At 61.7% G+C, this 18,242-nt stretch carries 19 protein-coding genes; 9 read left to right on the top strand and 10 right to left on the bottom strand.

The features are described from left to right. Positions 1-29 precede the first annotated feature (29 nt). Together ACT54B_RS02780 and ACT54B_RS02775 are read right to left on the bottom strand one after the other, a co-directional pair. On the bottom strand, positions 30-491 hold the full coding sequence (locus tag ACT54B_RS02780) for an Lrp/AsnC ligand binding domain-containing protein (RefSeq protein WP_183364542.1): 462 nt from the start codon (positions 489-491) through the stop codon (positions 30-32). A 110-nt stretch (positions 492-601) separates the two neighbouring features. Next, positions 602-1,129 carry a TIGR00645 family protein gene (locus ACT54B_RS02775; protein ID WP_476043480.1) on the bottom strand — a complete coding sequence of 176 codons (528 nt, stop codon included), beginning with the start codon at positions 1,127-1,129 and terminating at the stop codon, positions 602-604. A 226-nt stretch (positions 1,130-1,355) separates the two neighbouring features. On the opposite strand from ACT54B_RS02775, the gene ACT54B_RS02770 reads away from it, so the two are divergent. Next, positions 1,356-3,035, top strand: a complete 1,680-nt coding sequence (locus ACT54B_RS02770; protein ID WP_476042705.1) for a formate--tetrahydrofolate ligase — start codon at positions 1,356-1,358, stop codon at positions 3,033-3,035. A gap of 204 nt (positions 3,036-3,239) precedes the next feature. Here ACT54B_RS02770 and ACT54B_RS02765 read toward each other — a convergent pair whose 3' ends face one another. Both ACT54B_RS02765 and ACT54B_RS02760 read right to left on the bottom strand, forming a co-directional pair. Next, a complete protein-coding gene (locus ACT54B_RS02765; RefSeq protein WP_476042703.1) occupies positions 3,240-3,641 on the bottom strand; it encodes a type II toxin-antitoxin system VapC family toxin in 402 nt (133 codons plus the stop codon). Further along, positions 3,641-3,880: a type II toxin-antitoxin system Phd/YefM family antitoxin gene (locus ACT54B_RS02760; RefSeq protein ID WP_476042702.1), complete on the bottom strand. Its 240-nt coding sequence runs from the start codon at positions 3,878-3,880 to the stop codon at positions 3,641-3,643. The genes ACT54B_RS02765 and ACT54B_RS02760 overlap by 1 nt, the downstream gene beginning before the upstream one ends. A gap of 309 nt (positions 3,881-4,189) precedes the next feature. On the opposite strand from ACT54B_RS02760, the gene ACT54B_RS02755 reads away from it, so the two are divergent. Continuing rightward, entirely contained in the window at positions 4,190-6,379 is a 2,190-nt protein-coding gene (locus ACT54B_RS02755) for an anthranilate synthase (protein ID WP_476042700.1), read from the top strand. A 115-nt stretch (positions 6,380-6,494) separates the two neighbouring features. Beyond that, positions 6,495-6,959, top strand: coding sequence for a preQ(1) synthase (gene queF / locus ACT54B_RS02750; protein ID WP_476042699.1), 465 nt, complete (start codon positions 6,495-6,497; stop codon positions 6,957-6,959). Between the two features lie 31 nt (positions 6,960-6,990). On the opposite strand, the gene ACT54B_RS02745 is transcribed toward queF, so the two are convergent. Beyond that, positions 6,991-7,506 (bottom strand): HupE/UreJ family protein, encoded by a 516-nt coding sequence (locus ACT54B_RS02745; protein ID WP_476042698.1) that lies wholly within the window; start codon positions 7,504-7,506, stop codon positions 6,991-6,993. Positions 7,507-7,758: 252 nt separating this feature from the next. Between ACT54B_RS02745 and ACT54B_RS02740 the strand changes: the two genes are divergently transcribed. The 3 genes from ACT54B_RS02740 to ACT54B_RS02730 all read left to right on the top strand — a co-directional run bounded on the left by ACT54B_RS02740 (position 7,759) and on the right by ACT54B_RS02730 (position 10,622). Beyond that, complete coding sequence (locus ACT54B_RS02740; protein ID WP_476042696.1) at positions 7,759-8,343, top strand: ATP-dependent Clp protease proteolytic subunit; 585 nt, start codon at positions 7,759-7,761, stop codon at positions 8,341-8,343. Positions 8,344-8,506: 163 nt separating this feature from the next. Then, positions 8,507-9,403, top strand: a complete 897-nt coding sequence (locus ACT54B_RS02735; protein ID WP_476042695.1) for an alpha/beta hydrolase family protein — start codon at positions 8,507-8,509, stop codon at positions 9,401-9,403. Positions 9,404-9,434: 31 nt separating this feature from the next. Further along, positions 9,435-10,622 (top strand): benzoate/H(+) symporter BenE family transporter, encoded by a 1,188-nt coding sequence (locus ACT54B_RS02730; protein WP_476042694.1) that lies wholly within the window; start codon positions 9,435-9,437, stop codon positions 10,620-10,622. On the opposite strand, the gene ACT54B_RS02725 is transcribed toward ACT54B_RS02730, so the two are convergent. After that, positions 10,616-11,236 (bottom strand): DUF2799 domain-containing protein, encoded by a 621-nt coding sequence (locus ACT54B_RS02725; RefSeq protein WP_476042693.1) that lies wholly within the window; start codon positions 11,234-11,236, stop codon positions 10,616-10,618. The two genes, ACT54B_RS02730 and ACT54B_RS02725, sit on opposite strands and share 7 nt — an antisense overlap. 422 nt (positions 11,237-11,658) lie before the next feature. Here ACT54B_RS02725 and leuA point away from each other — a divergent pair, with 422 nt between their 5' ends. Together leuA and ACT54B_RS02715 are read left to right on the top strand one after the other, a co-directional pair. Beyond that, positions 11,659-13,374, top strand: coding sequence for a 2-isopropylmalate synthase (gene leuA, locus ACT54B_RS02720; RefSeq protein ID WP_476042692.1), 1,716 nt, complete (start codon positions 11,659-11,661; stop codon positions 13,372-13,374). Positions 13,375-13,380: 6 nt separating this feature from the next. Next, positions 13,381-14,142 carry an alpha/beta fold hydrolase gene (locus ACT54B_RS02715; protein WP_476042691.1) on the top strand — a complete coding sequence of 254 codons (762 nt, stop codon included), beginning with the start codon at positions 13,381-13,383 and terminating at the stop codon, positions 14,140-14,142. Positions 14,143-14,175: 33 nt separating this feature from the next. On the opposite strand, the gene ACT54B_RS02710 is transcribed toward ACT54B_RS02715, so the two are convergent. Both ACT54B_RS02710 and ACT54B_RS02705 read right to left on the bottom strand, forming a co-directional pair. Next, positions 14,176-14,736 (bottom strand): tetratricopeptide repeat protein, encoded by a 561-nt coding sequence (locus ACT54B_RS02710; protein ID WP_476042690.1) that lies wholly within the window; start codon positions 14,734-14,736, stop codon positions 14,176-14,178. 56 nt (positions 14,737-14,792) lie between these two features. Further along, on the bottom strand, positions 14,793-15,743 hold the full coding sequence (locus ACT54B_RS02705) for a metallophosphoesterase family protein (RefSeq protein WP_476042688.1): 951 nt from the start codon (positions 15,741-15,743) through the stop codon (positions 14,793-14,795). Between the two features lie 40 nt (positions 15,744-15,783). Between ACT54B_RS02705 and ACT54B_RS02700 the strand changes: the two genes are divergently transcribed. Next, a complete protein-coding gene (locus ACT54B_RS02700) occupies positions 15,784-16,272 on the top strand; it encodes an NUDIX domain-containing protein (protein WP_476042686.1) in 489 nt (162 codons plus the stop codon). A gap of 4 nt (positions 16,273-16,276) precedes the next feature. Here the strand turns inward: ACT54B_RS02700 and ACT54B_RS02695 are convergent, their stop codons facing one another. Both ACT54B_RS02695 and ACT54B_RS02690 read right to left on the bottom strand, forming a co-directional pair. Further along, complete coding sequence (locus tag ACT54B_RS02695; RefSeq protein WP_476042685.1) at positions 16,277-17,182, bottom strand: homocysteine S-methyltransferase family protein; 906 nt, start codon at positions 17,180-17,182, stop codon at positions 16,277-16,279. Between the two features lie 12 nt (positions 17,183-17,194). Beyond that, complete coding sequence (locus ACT54B_RS02690; RefSeq protein ID WP_476042684.1) at positions 17,195-18,172, bottom strand: glutathione S-transferase family protein; 978 nt, start codon at positions 18,170-18,172, stop codon at positions 17,195-17,197. Positions 18,173-18,242 lie beyond the last annotated feature (70 nt).

Here is an 18,242-nt window from a genome sequence, read left to right as displayed (position 1 = left end):
ATTATATCAAAAATTGCAATTGACGGTCGTCAAACCGGCAGCAGCGCGGTGCCTTTTACTTCTTCCATCACGGCATAGGTGTGGGTTTCTCGCACGCCGGGCAGGGGCAGGATCACTTCCGAAAGAAACTGGCGATAGGCCTCCATTCCGGCCACCCGTGCCTTGACGAGATAGTCGAAACCGCCCGCAATCATATGGCATTCCATGACGTCGTCGGAGCGTTTGACGGCCGCATTGAAGGAATCGAAAACATCCGGCGTCGTCCGGTCGAGCTTTACTTCCACGAAAACCAGGAGATTGCGGCCGAGCTTTTCCGGCGACAAAATCGCCATATATCCGGTGATGTAGCCATCCCGGGTCAAACGTTTCACCCGTTCTGCCGTCGCGGTTGGCGAAAGATTAACCCGTTCGGACAATTCGATGTTCGACAGGCGCCCTTCCTTCTGAAGTGCACGAAGGATCTTGCGGTCCAGCCGATCGAGTTCCTTCATTTTTCCCTGATCCTGTCCTGAAATTCCGGCGAATAGTTCCAGATTTCTCGCAAAAATTGGCGAATGAATCAACCGTGTCCTGAAAAAGAACAGGGCGCTTCACCTTGCTTTTACCCTTCCGGCGAGGATTTTTTCTTGGCGACCGTCTTTTCGAGAATGCCCAGCATCAGGGCAGAGAAGACAAATGTCAGATGCATGAGCGTGAACCAGAGCAGTTTGTCGTTTTCATACTGGTTGGCATTCATGAAGACTTGAAGAAGGTGGATGGAGGAAATCGCGACGATCGAGGACGCCACCTTGATTTTCAGGCTGCCGCTGTCGAGTTTTCCCAGAAACGACACTTCGTTTCCGCCATTCTCCTCCTCGGCTTCTTCGAATCGCGACACGAAATTCTCGTAGCCGGAGATCATGACCATCACGATGAGGCTGGCGACGAGGGCTGCGTCGATCAGGCCAAGGATCGCGAGAATCATCCCGGCTTCGTCATAATCGAGCACGTGGATGGCCATTTTGTAGAATTTTCCAAGGAAAGAAACGGCATAGACCGCGAGGGCTCCGACCAAGCCCAGGTAAAACACCACCAGAATCCAGCGGCTCGACAAAATGATCCGCTCGATCACGAGTTCAATGGACTTCATCTGCTCCGCAACCCCCAAAGCCTGCAAAATCCGTATGTGCCACGGATGTATACCGAGCTTCAAGCGGCAACCGCCGGCCCTCGAGCCGCGATGCGAAAGGCAGGCAAGCGACGTGATGTCGCAATTGGCCAACAAGGTGGCAGATCCCGGCGTGTCTTTGATTGGTAATTGCGGCTCTATTGCCGCATCTTGCCTTCCAATCAATTTGCCCAGGGAGCGAAAGCAAATGGCAGAAGTGAAATCCGATATCGAAATCGCGCGCGGCGCGAAAAAGAAGCCGATCATGGAGATCGGCGCCAAGCTGGGCATCCCGTCCGAACACCTGCTGCCTTACGGCCATGACAAGGCAAAGATTTCCGCCGAGTTCATCGCGCAGCAGAAGGACAAGAAGAACGGCAAGCTCGTTCTCGTGACCGCCATCAACCCGACCCCGGCCGGCGAAGGCAAGACCACGACGACCGTCGGTCTGGGTGACGGCCTGAACCGCATCGGCAAGAAGGCCGTGATCTGCATCCGCGAAGCCTCGCTCGGCCCCTGCTTCGGCGTCAAGGGCGGTGCGGCTGGCGGCGGTTATGCCCAGGTCGTCCCGATGGAAGACATGAACCTGCACTTCACGGGTGACTTCCACGCCATCACCTCTGCCCATAACCTGCTGGCAGCCCTCATCGACAACCACATCTACTGGGGCAACGAACAGAACATCGACATCCGCCGCATCGCCTGGCGCCGCGTGATGGACATGAACGACCGCGCACTGCGCGAAATCGTCTGCTCGCTCGGCGGCGTTGCCAACGGCTATCCGCGCGAAGCCGGCTTCGACATCACCGTGGCTTCCGAAGTCATGGCGATCCTCTGCCTGTCCAACGACCTGAAGGACCTGGAAAAGCGCCTCGGCAACATCATCATCGGCTATCGCCGCGACAAGACCCCGGTCTTTGCCCGCGACATCAAGGCCGATGGCGCCATGACCGTTCTGCTCAAGGACGCCATGCAGCCGAACCTGGTGCAGACGCTGGAACACAACCCGGCCTTCGTGCATGGCGGCCCGTTCGCCAACATCGCGCATGGCTGCAACTCGGTCGTGGCGACCACCACCGCGCTGAAGCTCGGCGAATATGTCGTGACCGAAGCTGGCTTCGGTGCCGACCTCGGCGCCGAGAAGTTCTTCGACATCAAGTGCCGCAAGGCCGGTCTCTCGCCTGACGTTGCCGTCATCGTCGCGACTGCCCGCGCCATGAAGATGAACGGCGGCGTGAAGAAGGAAGACCTCGGCAAGGAAAACATCGACGCCGTCAAGAAGGGCTGCGCCAACCTTGGCCGTCACATCCAGAACGTGAAGAAGTTCGGCGTGCCTGTTGTTGTCGGCATCAACCACTTCTACTCGGACACCGACGGCGAAATCCAGGCAATCAAGGACTACGTCGCCACCCTCGGCGCGGAAGCCATCCTCTGCAAGCACTGGGCGCATGGCTCTGCCGGTATCGAGGAACTCGCCAACAAGGTTGTCGAGCTTGCCGAATCCGGCCAGTCGCAGTTCGCTCCGCTCTATCCGGATGACATGCCGCTGTTCGAGAAGATCGAAACCATTGCCAAGTCCATCTACCATGCGGGCGACGTCATTGCCGACAAGTCGGTGCGCGACCAGCTCCGTTCGTGGGAAGAGCAGGGCTATGGCCACCTTCCGATCTGCATGGCGAAGACCCAGTACTCCTTCTCGACCGACCCGAACCTGCGCGGCGCGCCGTCGGGCCACACCGTTCCGGTTCGTGAGGTTCGCCTCTCCGCCGGCGCCGGCTTCATCGTCGTCATCACCGGCGAGATCATGACCATGCCGGGCCTGCCGAAGGTTCCGTCCTCGGAAAAGATCTTCCTGAACGAACAGGGCTACATCGAAGGCCTGTTCTAAGAACCGGCGTTTCGCTGAAGCGAACTGCAAGGCCCGGCGCAGCGATGCGCCGGGCCTTTTTTTGGGTTGGCATTGCCATCTCTTCCGTCATGCTCGGGCTTGTCCCGACCATCTGCCAACCCCGCACTCTCGCTTGACGATTGCAGATCCTTGGGACAAGCCGGAGAATAACCAGGGGCGAGCTAACCTTCAGGGGAGCTTGTCCTAACGGATCACTTTAACGCCGTTCCTCAGTGCTGCGGCTTCGAGCGCTTGATCGGCCGTCACCAATGGACTGCCTCTTTCCATCGCCAGGCCCAGATAGCTGGCATCATAGGCGGTCAGTCCCTCTTTCAGGCAGAGGGAGAGAATAAGCTGGTCGTTGCCGCTGCCGTGATCATCCAGCGGCAGGTTTCGCAAATGGCTCATGGCTCTCAGCAAACCAGTTTCTTCCAACCGCCCTCGTTTGTGTGCCTTGACCAGGATATTGCGGATTTCGAACCAGAAGAGGGAAGGGACGCTGGCACTTTCGTAATTCAGCCGGTCGAGGATATCATCTGCGCGATCATCATTCTCATCGGGCAGGAACCAGATGGCGGCGATGGACGCGTCGATAACCAACGCCATCAGCGCCGACCTTCATCCCGCCATTCGAGGATTTCTGACGTCTTGGTTGATGTTCCGGCGATGCGCTCGGACCTGATCGCTGCAATGGTGGATGCGGTGTTGAGCCTTGCGGCAATGCCGGTCATTCGGGCGACGGGCGTGTTGCCCCGCTGGATGATAACGTCTTCACCTCCTTCGACTTTTGCGAGGAGGTCTGCAAGGCCAGCTTTGTCTTCGCCAATCTTGACGACCACGGTCATCGTTGATCTCCAGAACGCACACATTCATTACTTAAGTTATTTCTGATGTTGAGTCAAGGAGAGCGCATATTTGCCGCCGGTATGGCTGCCGCGTGACGCTTTTCTCTTGCGCCGCACCAAATCTGCCGTTAGAAATTCCTGCCATGAACACGTCCTTGAACATGATTGCAAACTGGTGGTGGGCTCGCTGAAGCGGCCTTGACCAGTCATGTCCACAAAGGACGAAAGACCAAGCCGCCCGACAGTTTCGAGGCGGCTTTTTTGTTGTCCGCCCCGAGCCCGGGCTGAGACCAGAAGGGGAAATGCGTAATGGCCACGATCATCCGGGATGACGGCGGGGAAGTCTACGAAACCAAGGGCGGCATATCCGTCACCCGCCAGCGCCGGTCGACGCCCTATGCGGATGCGGTCTCCTCCTATGTGGAGCGGCTGGACGAACGGCGCGGCTGCGTCTTTTCCTCGAATTACGAATATCCGGGCCGCTACACCCGCTGGGACACGGCGATCATCGATCCGCCGGTCGGCATTTCGAGCTTCGGCCGCTCGCTCTGGATCGAAGCCTATAACGAACGCGGGGAGGTGCTCCTCTCTTTCATCAGCCGCAAGCTGGAAACCGTCGAGGAGATTGCCATCACCGGCGTGACCCCGCGTCGCGTGGATGTGACGGTGAAGCAGCCGGATCGCGCCTTTACCGAAGAAGAACGTTCGAAAATCCCGACGGTCTTCACGGTTCTGCGTGCGATTACCGATCTTTTCCATTCGGCCGCTGATGCCAATCTCGGCTTTTACGGCGCCTTCGGCTATGACCTCGCCTTCCAGTTCGATGCCATCGATTTCAAGCTTGAGCGGCCCGCCGACCAGCGCGACATGGTGCTCTATATTCCGGACGAGATCCTTGTCGTCGACAACTATGCCGCCAAGGCCTGGATCGACCGCTATGATTTCGCGATGAACGGCCAGACGACGGCGGACAAGGCGGGCGATATCGCGCCCGAGCCCTTCCGGATGACCGACACCATCCCGCCGCGCGGCGACCATCGCCCGGGCGAATATTCCGACCTGGTGGTCAAGGCCAAGGAAAGCTTCCGTCGCGGCGATCTCTTCGAGGTGGTCCCTGGCCAGAAATTCATGGAGCGCTGCGAAAGCAAGCCGTCGGCGATCTCCAAGCGCCTGAAGGCCATCAATCCCTCGCCCTATTCCTTTTTCATCAATCTCGGCGCGCAGGAATATCTGGTCGGCGCGTCGCCGGAAATGTTCGTGCGCGTGTCCGGCCGCCGCATCGAGACCTGCCCGATCTCCGGCACGATCAAGCGCGGCGACGATCCGATTGCCGACAGCGAGCAGATCCTGAAGCTGCTGAATTCCAAGAAGGACGAGTCCGAGCTCACCATGTGCTCCGACGTGGACCGCAACGACAAGAGCCGCGTCTGCGAGCCCGGCTCGGTGAAAGTCATCGGCCGTCGGCAGATCGAGATGTATTCGCGCCTCATCCACACGGTGGATCACATCGAGGGCCGTTTGCGGGACGGCATGGATGCGTTCGACGGCTTCCTCAGCCATGCCTGGGCGGTGACGGTCACGGGGGCGCCGAAGCTCTGGGCCATGCGCTTCCTCGAGGCGCATGAGAAGAGCCCGCGCGCCTGGTATGGCGGGGCGATCGGCATGGTCGGCTTCAATGGCGACATGAATACGGGCCTGACGCTTCGCACCGTGCGCATCAAGGACGGCATTGCCGAAGTGCGGGCGGGCGCTACCTTGCTCAACGATTCCATTCCGCAGGAAGAAGAAGCCGAAACCGAACTGAAGGCCTCCGCCATGATTGCCGCGATCCGCGATGCCAAGTCCGCCAATTCCGAAAGCAAGGGCCGCGATGCGGCGAAGGTCGGCACCGGCATCAACATCCTGCTCGTCGATCACGAAGACAGTTTCGTGCATACGCTGGCGAATTATTTCCGCCAGACGGGGGCGACCGTCTCCACCGTCCGTACGCCCGTGCCCGAAGAGATCTTCGACCGGTTGAACCCGGATCTCGTCGTGCTGTCCCCCGGTCCCGGCAGCCCCAAAGATTTCGACTGCAAGGCAACGATCAAGAAGGCGCGGGCGCGGGATCTGCCGATCTTTGGCGTTTGCCTCGGTCTGCAGGCGCTGGCGGAAGCCTATGGCGGAGAGCTGCGGCATCTGGCGGTCCCCATGCATGGCAAGCCGTCGCGCATCCGCGTGCTGGAGCCGGGCATCGTCTTCTCCGGTCTTGGCAAGGAGGTGACCGTCGGTCGTTATCACTCGATTTTCGCCGATCCCTCCTCGCTGCCGCGCGATTTCGTCATCACGGCGGAGACCGAGGACGGGACGATCATGGGCATCGAGCATAGCAAGGAGCCCATTGCAGCCGTACAGTTCCATCCGGAATCGATCATGACCCTTGGCGGCGATGCCGGCATGCGGATGATCGAGAATGTGGTGGCCCATCTCTCGCGCAAGGCGAAGACCAAGGCCGCCTGAGGGCTCTATCTCCCTGGACGGAGAACCGTTAAAGGAAAACCGCGCCGGCCTGTCTTGCCGGCGCGGTTTTTTGTTTGGCGCCTGTCTTGCGCCGTAACGTCGAAGGAGAAGTCTCATGGGCAAGACCGATGTGTCAGGCCTGTCCCAGCTCGGGCAGAATGTGGAAGCCCCCAAGAGCCCCGAGGAGGCCGTGCTGGAGCGGGTTCCCGCCTCGCATGCGGGCACGGATTATGTGGTGCGCTTCACCGCACCGGAATTCACCTCCATCTGCCCGATGACCGGGCAGCCGGATTTCGCCCATATCGTCATCGACTACGTGCCGAACGAATGGCTGGTGGAATCGAAGTCGCTGAAACTTTTCCTGCATTCCTTCCGCAATCACGGCGCTTTCCACGAGGATTGCTCCATTGACATTGCCAAGCGGCTGGTTGCGCTTCTCGATCCGAAATGGCTGCGCATCGGGGCCTACTGGTATCCGCGCGGCGGCATTCCGATCGATGTGTTCTGGCAGACCGGAGCTCCGCCGGAAGGGGTCTGGTTGCCGGATCAGGGTGTCCAGCCCTATCGCGGGCGCGGCTGAAAAGACAAGGGGAGGGGATCCTCCCCTCCCGTCACCGGATCGCCGGCAGGAGGCCCGGTTCCGCAGCACGCAGCAGGCGCCCACTGACAAAGCCGCTAGCGATCAGGCTTGCGGATGTCAGAAGAAAACCGATGGCGAAACCGGTCGGATGGGCGCCGGCTTCCAGTCCATGCGCATGGCCGTGAAAGATCGCAAACCCCGCGACAAGCGCGAGAGAGGCCCTGTAGCGCGGGGGCAAGAGCGCCATGGCGGCCAGCACCAGCCCGGAAATCAGGATTACAGCCTCTCCCGCCGGAAGCGGCAGGCCGAAACGGGCAAGGCCGAAGCCGAGGGCCATCGCCACCAGGAATGCCATGGCGAGCCCGCCGGCCTTCCTGGCCTCGAAGGACGACGCGGCAAGGCCGGCGGCCAGCATGGCGGCCACATGGTCCAGTCCCGTCAGGGGATGCATCAGGCCGGCGGCAAGGCCGGACGCTGCAACAGGGCCGTCATGGGCAAAGGCCGGGGAAGCGAGAACGAGGGGGAGAAGGAAGGTAAGTTTTTTCATCGGCAAGGTTCCGTCGTGGGAGAAGGGACAGCAGAAGATACTCATATTGCGTCGCACAAGATGACCTGCATGACGGCCTTCTGTCCATAGGCATGTCCGGAATCCCTCGCATTCGCCCGCATCCGTTCAAGGTCTCCGGACGCACCGGCCCCTAAGCATTCCTTCACCCTGAAGCACCTTGGCGCTTTCTTCCATTGTCATCATGGGTGACTCGCATTATCTGCTTTAGGGAACGACATCTGGAGATGGTTGATGAGCGAAGAAGACGACAAGAAGACCGAACTGCCCTTGGGCAAGGAAACGGAAGCGAACCTGTTCAAGTCCCGTTCGATCTTCATTTACGGCCCGATCAATATGGAACTGGCGCAGAAGGTCTGCTCGCAGCTCGTGGCGCTTGCCGCAGCCGGTGACGAGGACATCCGCATCTTCGTCAACTCGCCGGGCGGTCATGTGGAATCGGGCGATTCCATTCATGACATGATCAAGTTCATCAAGCCGAAGGTCTGGATCATCGGGACCGGCTGGGTGGCGTCCGCCGGCGCGCTCATTTATGTGAGCGTTCCGAGAGAGCGGCGCCTCTGCCTGGCGAACACCCGTTTCCTGCTGCACCAGCCGTCTGGCGGCACCCGCGGCATGGCATCCGACATCGAGATCCAGGCGCGCGAAATCATCAAGATGAACGAGCGCCTCAACAAGATCTTCGCTGCCGCAACCGGGCAGCCGATGGAGAAGATCGCCAAGGACACGGACCGCGATTACTGGCTTTCCGCCGAGGAAGCCAAGGAATATGGTCTGGTTTCCAAGATCATCTCCAGCCAGGCTGAAATCGGCGTCTGATCGCCGACGCCAGGGCACAAGGCTTTGAAAAAGCGCCTGCAGCAGCGGGCGCTTTTTTTGTGTGTACGGAAAGCACTTGTAAGCCGCCGCTATTTGTCGGAATAGTCCGGGCTTGCGAAGTCTGCTTTGATCTTGTCGGACAAGGCCTGTCCGGGAGGGAATGATGGGAAAGCACATTGTAGGACGGCATGGCGGCGCGGGCCGGACATGGCTTTTCCGGCTGGCGGCCCTGTTCCTGCTGCTGGCGGCCCGGCCGATGCTCGCGCTGGCGGGGGAAACGACCGTGATGCTGAATGGCGGCATCGCCGCAACACTCAATATTCCCGATACGGTCAAGCCCGACTCGCCACCGGCGCCGGCCGTGCTCATGCTGCACGGCTTCGGCAGTTCGCGCGACGAAGTGGGCGGACTTTTCGCCCGGCAGGCCGAAGCGCTCGCCGCGCGTGGCATCGCCTCGCTGCGGATCGATTTTCGCGGCTTCGGAAAGAGTGACGGCGATACGGGGGCGACCACCGTCGACAGCCAGCTCGACGATGCCAAGGTCGGGCTTGCCTATCTCACCAAGGTCAAGGGGATCGACAGCGCCCGTGTCGGCGTGCTCGGGTTCAGCCTGGGCGGCGGCATCGGCATGCTGGCTGCGGCCGACGAGCCGCAGAAGATCAAGTCGCTTGCCACCTGGTCCTCGGTCGGCGATTTCCGCGCCGATTTTCTCTCCGAGCTCGGCCAGAAGGTCTTCGACCGCGCCAAGGAAGACGGTGTGGTGGGGATCGATCTCGGCTGGCGGACGATGGCGTTGAAGCAAGCCTTTTTCGACAGCCTCGGCACGCGCAAGCTGGACGAGGCCATTGGCCGCTATACCGGTGCCTATATGGCCATTGCCGGCTCGAAGGATTTTTCAGCCTCCTATCTGGTGAATTTCGCCAGCCTCTCCAAGGCGCAGACGAAACTGACCCATGTGATTGCGGATGCCGATCATATCTTCAACGTGCTCGGGGATGATCAATCCAAGGCAAAGGACGTGATTCTGAAAACCACGGACTGGTTCGCCCGCACCCTCTGACCTTTTTCTCCCGCCCTTTCGGATCCTCGGCATGTTGAAAGACCTCTCCCCGCAAGCCTTCTTCATGGGCCTGCTCACCGCCTTCGTGGGTTTTGCCAGCTCCTTCGCCGTCGTTTTGCAGGGCCTGAAGGCGGTGGGGGCGAGCGATGCGCAGGCGGCCTCGGGCCTCATGGCGCTGTCGATCTCCATGGGGCTGTGTGCCATCGTCCTCAGCCTTGCCACCCGGCTTCCTGTCAGCATCGCCTGGTCCACCCCGGGCGCGGCCCTGCTGGCCAGCGCCGGCGCGGTTGCGGGCGGTTTCGCCGCATCGGTCGGTGCCTTTCTCGTCTGCGCGGTGCTGATCGTCATTGCCGGCCTCTTCAAGCCGCTCGGCCGGGCGGTCGCCGCCATCCCGGCACCGCTCGCCAATGCCATGCTGGCGGGGGTGCTCGTCGGTCTCTGTTATGCGCCGGTGAAAGCCGTGTCCTTCAATCCGGCCTTCGGACTGCCGATCGTGATCGCCTGGCTCGCCGTGGCCGCGTGGAAGCGGCTCTATGCGGTTCCCGCCGCGCTCATCGCTTTCGTCGGCGTGCTGGCCTTCGGGGTCCAGATTCCCGAGGGAGCCCTGGCCGCCTGGTCGCAGTCGCTGGGGCCGACGGTGGTCTTCGTCTGGCCGGAGTTCCATCTGGCCAGCATCGTCTCGCTGGGGCTGCCGCTCTTTATCGTCACCATGGCCTCGCAGAATATTCCGGGCATTGCGGTGCTGAAGGTCAACCATTACGAGCCCAATCCCGGGCCGCTCTTTGCGACGACCGGCCTCTTCTCGCTGTTCTCGGCACCCTTCGGCGGCCATGCCGTCAATCTGGCGGCCATTACGGCGGCCATGTGTGCGGGAGAAGATGCTCATCCCGACCCGAAGCGACGCTACTGGGCGGCGATCATTGCCGGCGCGGGTTATGTAATCTTCGGATTGCTGGCGGGGGCGGTGACCGGGTTCGTGGCGCTGGCGCCGCCGGTGCTCATCCAGGCCGTGGCGGGGCTTGCGCTGATCGGCGCCTTCTCCGGCTCCGCCTTCGCGGCGCTGAAGGAACCGGAGAGCCGCGAGGCGGCCGCGATCACCTTCATCGTGACCGCGTCCGGCGTGACGTTCGGTGGCATTTCGGGTGCGTTCTGGGGCCTGCTTGCCGGTGGCCTCGCCCTGGGGCTCGCAAAGGCCGCGAAGCGCCGCGCCGGTCAGTAACCGGCCGGCACCAGGATCGCGTTCGGGTTCTGGCGGAAGCGCTGCACATCCATCTCGATCGGATAGAGGTCCGTCTCCGCGTCATAGGCGTTCTGGCGTGCCCAGCGCATGTCGCGGTCAAGATCGTCGATCTGCTGGCGGATATCCGCCTTGCGCTGCTGGTCCTGGGTCTGTTTCAGCTCGTTGTACAGCTGGTCGATCTGAGACTGCTTGGACGACACCTCGTTGCGCAGACTGTTCAGCCGCGACCGGGCCTCGTGCGCGCGCTTGCCGATGCCGTAACCCTTCAGGAAGCCCGACGACAGATTGGCCGGGCAGACATTGTAGTAGCTATCGCCGGCCTCGCCGCGCTGAAGGCCGTTCAGCGGCGTGCAATAGCGGGTCACGCCGACCTTGTAACCCTCGCTCCAGAGCGACTGATCCGGCACGATCTTGATGCGGGCGCAGGACTTGGAGTGGTCCGCAAAGCGGGACTGGGGGTCATAGCCGGCCGCGCCATCCGCTTCCCCGATCACGCGCCAGTCCGCAGCGCGACATTCTTCCTTCGACAGAGAGTTGCAGGACGCCAGGCCGACGGCACAGGCTGAAAGGGCAATGGCAATGGCAAGACGCATGTTCCACCTCGGTTTGTTGTTAATACAATATTAAACGGTACGAACTTGAGAAGCGGAAATTTCAGACTAATCCAAAGTCAATTTTGGGCGGATGCTCTTGACCGGCGCGTCCGCCGCGCTTAGCTTCCGCGGCATGGACACGACGATTGCTTCCATTGCTGGGGTCAATATCCCGCGCACCGCTGGTGCTGCGGCTGTTTCGCGTGTTCCAAACTCGCTTCTTCTTCTCGGCCTTATCCGCGGTTGCCGGGTCCGTTGAGGAGCGCCCGGCGGCCGGGCAAGCCCTTGAGGCCAACAGCTCCTCGATCCATCTGAAAATCCGCATATGAGACCATGGATGGTCCCCGCAGACTATCGCCAGCCGCGTTCAAACAGGATATGAGCGGTGCCGACGCTGCGGTCGAACGAGACGAGAAGACGTAATGGAAGCCACCCGCAATTCCGCCCGCAAGGGCATGCCTGAAGCCGCCAAGAAGTATCAGTCCTATCCGCAGGTGAACCTGCCGGAACGGTCCTGGCCCTCGAAGATCATCGACAAGGCGCCGATCTGGTGCTCCGTCGACCTGCGCGATGGCAACCAGTCGCTGGTCAACCCGATGGGGCACGACCGCAAGGCCCGGATGTTCAACCTGCTGCTCGACATGGGCTTCAAGGAAATAGAGATCGGCTTCCCGTCCGCCTCCCAGACCGATTTCGACTTTGCGCGCTGGTGCGTGGAAGAAGGGAATGTGCCGGAGGATGTCTCCCTGCAGGTTCTGGTGCAGTGCCGCCCGGAGCTGATCACCCGCACCTTCGAGGCGCTGGAGGGGGCACACAGGCCCATCATCCATTTCTACAATTCCACCAGCGAGTTGCAGCGCCGCGTGGTGTTCGGCAAGGACGTGCCGGGCATCAAGCAGATCGCGGTCGATGCGGCCAAGATGATCATGGACATGGCGGCGAAGGCCAGCGGCAATTACCGCTTCGAATATTCGCCGGAAAGCTTCACGGGCACCGAGCTTGAAGTGGCGCTGGAGATCTGCAACGCGGTGATTGCCGAGGTGAAGCCGACGGCGGACAACAAGCTGATCCTGAACCTGCCCTCGACGGTGGAAATGTCGACGCCGAACATCTATGCCGACCAGATCGAATGGATGTGCCGCAATATCGACAGCCGCGAGAACGTGCTGATCTCGTTGCACCCGCACAATGACAGGGGCACCGGCATTGCCGCGACCGAGCTCGGCCTGATGGCCGGCGCCGACCGCGTCGAAGGCACGCTCTTCGGCAATGGCGAGCGGACCGGGAATGTGGACATCGTCACGCTGGCGCTCAACATGTACACGCAGGGCGTCGACCCCATGCTCGACTGCTCCGACATCGAGCGCATCAAGGCGGTCTTCGAATATTCCAACGAAATGGCGATCCCGGAGCGTCATCCCTATGTGGGCGAACTGGTCTATACGGCCTTCTCCGGCTCGCATCAGGATGCGATCAACAAGGGCATGAAGGCGATCAAGTCTGCCAACAAGCCCCTCTGGGAAGTGCCTTACCTGCCCATCGATCCGCAGGATGTGGGGCGCACCTATGAGGCGATCATCCGCATCAATTCGCAGTCCGGCAAGGGCGGCATCGCCTATGTCCTGCAGCAGGATTACGGCCTGAACCTGCCGCGCAACCTGCAGGTGGAGTTCCGCGAGGACATCCAGCGCATCACCGACGAAGAGGGCAAGGAGCTTCCTTCCAAGGCCATTTACGAGCGCTTCCTGGAGCGCTACGTGAACCAGCCGGGCGCCCGCATCCAGTTCGTTGACCATCACACCTTTGCCGATCCCGAGCATAAGGGCCAGCGCATCGTCGATGCGGAAATCCTCGACAACGGCGTATCCACCCGCATCGAAGGCCGTGGCAACGGGCCGATCGACGGTTTCGTCAATGCGCTCTCCACCTATCTCGGCATCGACATGAGCGTGCTCGACTATTCCGAACATTCGCTGCATCACGGCTCGAATGCCTCGGCGATCTGCTACATGGAAATCGCCCATGGCGGCGGCAAGCTCTTCGGTGTCGGCATCAACACCAATATCGTGGCAGCCTCGCTGGAGGCGGTGGTTTCTGCCGCGAACCGCGTGCTGTCCGAGCGCGGCGCGAAGGCCTGACGGGTCATGGCGCTCCATGCCGAAACCTTCGGGCATCCGGCGGGGGAAACCCCGCTGGTGCTGCTGCATGGTTTCGGCGGGATCGGCACCGTCTGGAGGCCTGTGGCCTCGCAGCTTCCCGAGAACCTGCCGCTTCTTGCCTATGATCTTCCCGGTCACGGAGGATCCCTGGAAGAGCCAGCAGGGGGAGCCGGGCGGATCGCGAAGGCGGTTCTGGCCGATCTCGAAGGCCGAAATCTTTCCCGTTTTCATCTGGCCGGCCATTCGCTTGGCGGGGCGGTTGCCGCTCTCATGGCTCTGCGGAACCCGGAAAAGGTGCTGTCGCTGAGCCTCCTGGCGCCGGGCGGTTTCGGCCCCGAGATCCATGCGGGAGCGCTGGCGGACTGGCGGGATGCGGTGGAGGAGGAAAGCCTTCGGCAAGCTCTGCAGCCCATGGCTGCGCCGGGCTTCGTCTTTACCGAGGCCGTGCTGGCGGAGCTTGCGGCGGCGCGTGCACGTCCCGGATCGCAGAATGCGCTCCGGACCATCTATGCCTCGATGTTCGTAGGGGAGGGGAGCGCGCAAGGCGTGCTGCCCGTTGCCGACCTTGCGCGGCTGACCTGTCCCGTCAGGGTGCTGTGGGGGCGGAAGGACGCGATCCTGCCGATCACCCAGGCCGATCACTTGCCGGCGACCGTGGATATCGTAAGGCTCGATGACACGGGGCACATGCTGATCGAGGAAGCACCCGACGCGGTCGCTGAATTTCTGCGTCTTGCTGCCGGATAGAGCGGGGGCGCGCCGGGCACGCCCCCGACGGTATCAATAGGTGCTGTAGCCGTTCAGGGCCTGCAGCAGAGAGCGATAGGCCCAGGTGTTTTCACCACCGCGATCGCGGATCTCGACGAGCTGCACCTTGGCGGCCTTGACATCCCCCTGCTCGATGAGAGCCTGGCCCATGTAGGAGCGGGCGAGGATATAGTTCTCGTCTGCCTGCAGCGCCTTCTTGTAGAAGCTCATGCCGAGTTCCATCCGGCCTGCCTTGCGGTTCGAATAGCCGAGATAGTTCAGGATGCGCGGATCGTTCTGGTTCTTTGCGAGCTGCAGCACATGGATGGCATTGTCATACTGCTCGGCATAGGCAAATTCGCGGGCTGCTTTGTAGAGATCGTCATCGTTGAAGCCGCTCTGATCGGCCTTCACGCATTCCTTCTTTTTCTTGTCCCAGACCTTGCCATCCGTGCATTTGGTGGTGGTTTCGGTCTTGGGCGGCGGCGAGGTTTCATCCGTTTCCTCACCCGCGGCAAAGACCGGAGCGGCAAGCCCCGCGGTCAGGCCGGCAAAGAGGGCGAAGGCCGTGAGGCGCTTGAGGGGGGCGTTCATGATGGTTCTCCTCCAGATCTGTTATCCGGGAGAGAATAGGCTCGCCGTGCGCTTCGTCAAACCGTCCGACCGAGCAAATTCCCGTGATCACCCATGTGATGGGGCAGCAGGGGAATATGGGCCGTCGGCTCCATGGCATTGCCCGCCGCATTCAGCTGATGCCGTTCCTGCACCAGATGCCAGTGACCCGGCGTACCGGATATGTGGAACAGGTTATAGGCGGCGCGCGGCTTGTGGCCGCCCGGGCCCTGGCTGGCGGAGGCGATACCGGCCACCGGCACCCGGCCATTCTTCCCGTCGAGCCAGAAGAGCGAATTGACGTGGGTGTGCCCATGAATGACGAGTTCGGCGCCGGCTTCCGCCAGCACCTCCCCGAAACGGCCGATCCCGACCAGACGCTTGTGGGTTTCGGCCGCGCCCCTGACGGGCGGGTGGTGGATCATGATGACGCGGAACAGGCCCTCTTCCCCCGCCTTCTTCAGCAGGTTCACCGTTTGCCGTGCCTGACGTGGACTGAAGAAGCCTGCCGCGGAAAACGGCGGCGTGGCGATGGCGCTCGAGCAACCGATGAGGGCTACGGGGCCACGGCGGCGAATATAGGGGAAGAGTTTCCGGTCCGGATCAAAGGCGGCCGGTGTCTCGTCGCCCCGGACGTAATCGTACCAGAGCTGCATGGCGCGTTCGTAAGCGCCGCGCACATAGGCATCGTGATTGCCGGGGACGACGGATGTATCCAGCGGCTTGCCGGTCATTTCCAGCCAGTCGCGCGCACCGATCAGCTCGGTCTTCGAAGCGAGATTGACGAGGTCGCCGGTGATCGCCAGATGGTCCGGCTGACGGCGGCGGATATCCTCCAGCACCTCGATGAGAGCATTGGGAAAAAGATGCTTGCGCCGGTTGCGGTGCCAGTTCACAAAGCCCGTAATCCGCTTCGAGGCGAGTTCAAGGAGCGTGAGCTTCGGCAAGGGCCCGAGGTGGATGTCGGAAATATGGGCGAGCGTGAACATAGCCGACACATAGACAGCGGGAGCCGCGGGGGCAAGGGATATGGCGGAAAAGGGCGTTCCGGAACTGGAGGGGCGAATGCGGCGGCTGGCAATTTCGCTGCTGCATGTCTTTTTCCGCTTGCGCCGGGGCATGACGCTGGGCGTCCGCGCTGCCTGCTTCGATGACGAGGGACGCATCTTTCTCGTGCGCCACACCTATGTGCCCGGCTGGTACATGCCGGGCGGCGGGGTGGAGCGCAACGAAACGGCCTTCGACGCCCTGGAAAAGGAGCTGCGCGAGGAAGGTAACCTCGAGCTTCTGGAGCCGCCGGTGTTGTTCCATGCCTATTTCAACACTCGGATCAGCCGCCGCGACCACGTGCTGTTCTACCGGGCGCGCGTGCGGCAGACCGCCCCGCGACGGCCAAACCGGGAAATTGCCGAATGCGGCTTCTTCGCCCTCGATGCGCTTCCGGACGACATGACGCGCGCCACGATGGACCGGCTCGCGGAACTGTCCGGCGAGCGGCCGCCCAGCCACTACTGGTGAAGGCTCAGGCGGGTTTCATCGCCTCCGCCAGCGCCCGGATATGTTCCGGGCCGATGCCGCAGCAGCCGCCGATCAGGCTCGCACCGGCCTTTACCCACTTCTCGGCGAAGCGACGGTAATTTTCCGGCGTCAGGTCCGGGCGGATCTCATGCAGGTCCGCATTGGCCTCCGTATCGTCCGCCTCCGTGGCGAAGGCATTGGCATAGATGCCGATGCGGATCGATGGCGGCAGGGCGGCGCGTGCTGCCTTGACGGCGGCTTCCATCACTTCCGGCTGGCTGCAGTTGAAAAGCAGCGCCTCGGCCCCGCAGAAACGGGCGGCCTCGGCCGCCGCGGCAATGGTTTCCCCGGAGCGCAGCGCGGGCGCCTGGGTCCCCGTTTCCACCGCCTTCGCGTCGGAATCGTCAAGCGTGAAGGAAATCCAGAGAGGTCGGCTATCCCTGCCCAGAAGCGTTCGCACCAGCCGGGCCTCGGCGGTGGAGCTTAGCGTTTCGGCCAGCCAGAGATCGACGGATGGGGAAAGGGCCTCGATCAGGACCTTGAGGATTGGCGTCGCCCCGGCCTCGGTGAAAAGGTCCGGGCGATAGGACCCCAGCACTGGCGGCAGGGAGCCGGCCGCACGCACGCCCTTTTCATCCGCTGTCTTGCGGGCGATTTCGCCGGCAAGCCGCGCCAGCCGGAACCCGTCCTGCCGGAAGCGCTCCTCACCGATATGGAAGGGCACGACCGCATAGGAATTGGTGGTGATGACATCGGCGCCCGCGGCGGCAAAGGCGTCATGCGCCCGGCCCACGAAGTCCGGCGCCTCGATCAGCGCCAGTGCCGACCATTCAGGCTGGCGGAAAGGTGCCCCGGAACGGGCAAGCTCCCGTCCCATGCCGCCGTCGAGAAGTGTCACCAGGTCGCGCATCGTCCATTCCCCTCAGAGTGCCTCCCGTCCATGGGGGCTGTCCAGATCCATCTCCGGGCCCACGGGAACGATGCCGGTCGGGTTGATCGTCTTGTGGCTCCGGTAGTAGTGATGCTTGATGTGCCGGAAATTGACGGTCTCGGCAATGCCGGGATGCTGATAAAGCGACTTCAGATAGGCCTGCAGATGCGGATAATCCGCTATGCGGCGAATGTTGCACTTGAAGTGGCCGACATAGACAGGATCGAAACGCACGAGAGTGGTGAAGAGACGCCAGTCGGCCTCCGTCAGCGCGTCCCCCATGAGATAACGTCCGCCGGAAAGCCGGCTTTCCAGCCTGTCGAGCATGGCAAAAAGGGCGGATACGCTCTCCTCATAGGCGTCCTGGGAGGTGGCGAACCCTGCCTTGTAGACTCCGTTGTTCACCGCATCGTAGATTTCGGCATTCAGCGCATCGATCTCTGCGCGCAATCCGTGGGGATAGAAATCCAGCCGGTTGCCCGTAAGGTGGTCAAAGGCGCTGTTGAACATGCGGATGATTTCGGACGATTCGTTCGAGACGATGGTGTTCGTCCGTTTGTCCCAGAGGACCGGCACCGTCACGCGGCCGGAATAGGTTGGCTCGGCGCGGGTATAGATCTGCCAGAGGTAATCCGAACCGAACAGGGCGTCGCCGGTCGCGCCGTCCCTGTCGTGAAATTCCCAGCCGTTCTCCAGCATCAGTGGATCGACCACGGACAGGGTTATCAGGTCCTCGAGCCCCTTCAGTTTGCGGAAGATCAGCGTGCGATGGGCCCAGGGGCAGGCAAGCGATACATAGAGGTGATATCGCCCGGCTTCCGCCTTGAAGCCGCCTTCCCCGGAGGGACCGGGGGCGCCATCGGCCGTAACCCAGTTGCGGAAACGCGATTGCGCCCGTTTGAAATGGCCGCGCGTCTTTTCGGTATCGTACCAGACATCGTGCCACACGCCCTCGATCAACATGCCCATGATTTCAGACTTTCCATTTTTCTATCGCTGGCAAGCATAATGCGTGGAAAAACGAAAGCGAGTTGTCAGG

The sequence above is a fragment of the Gellertiella sp. DMC107 genome (assembly GCF_056313605.1).
Note: the sequence above shows the minus strand (reverse complement) of the source record. Positions and strands in the feature narration are given on the sequence as shown.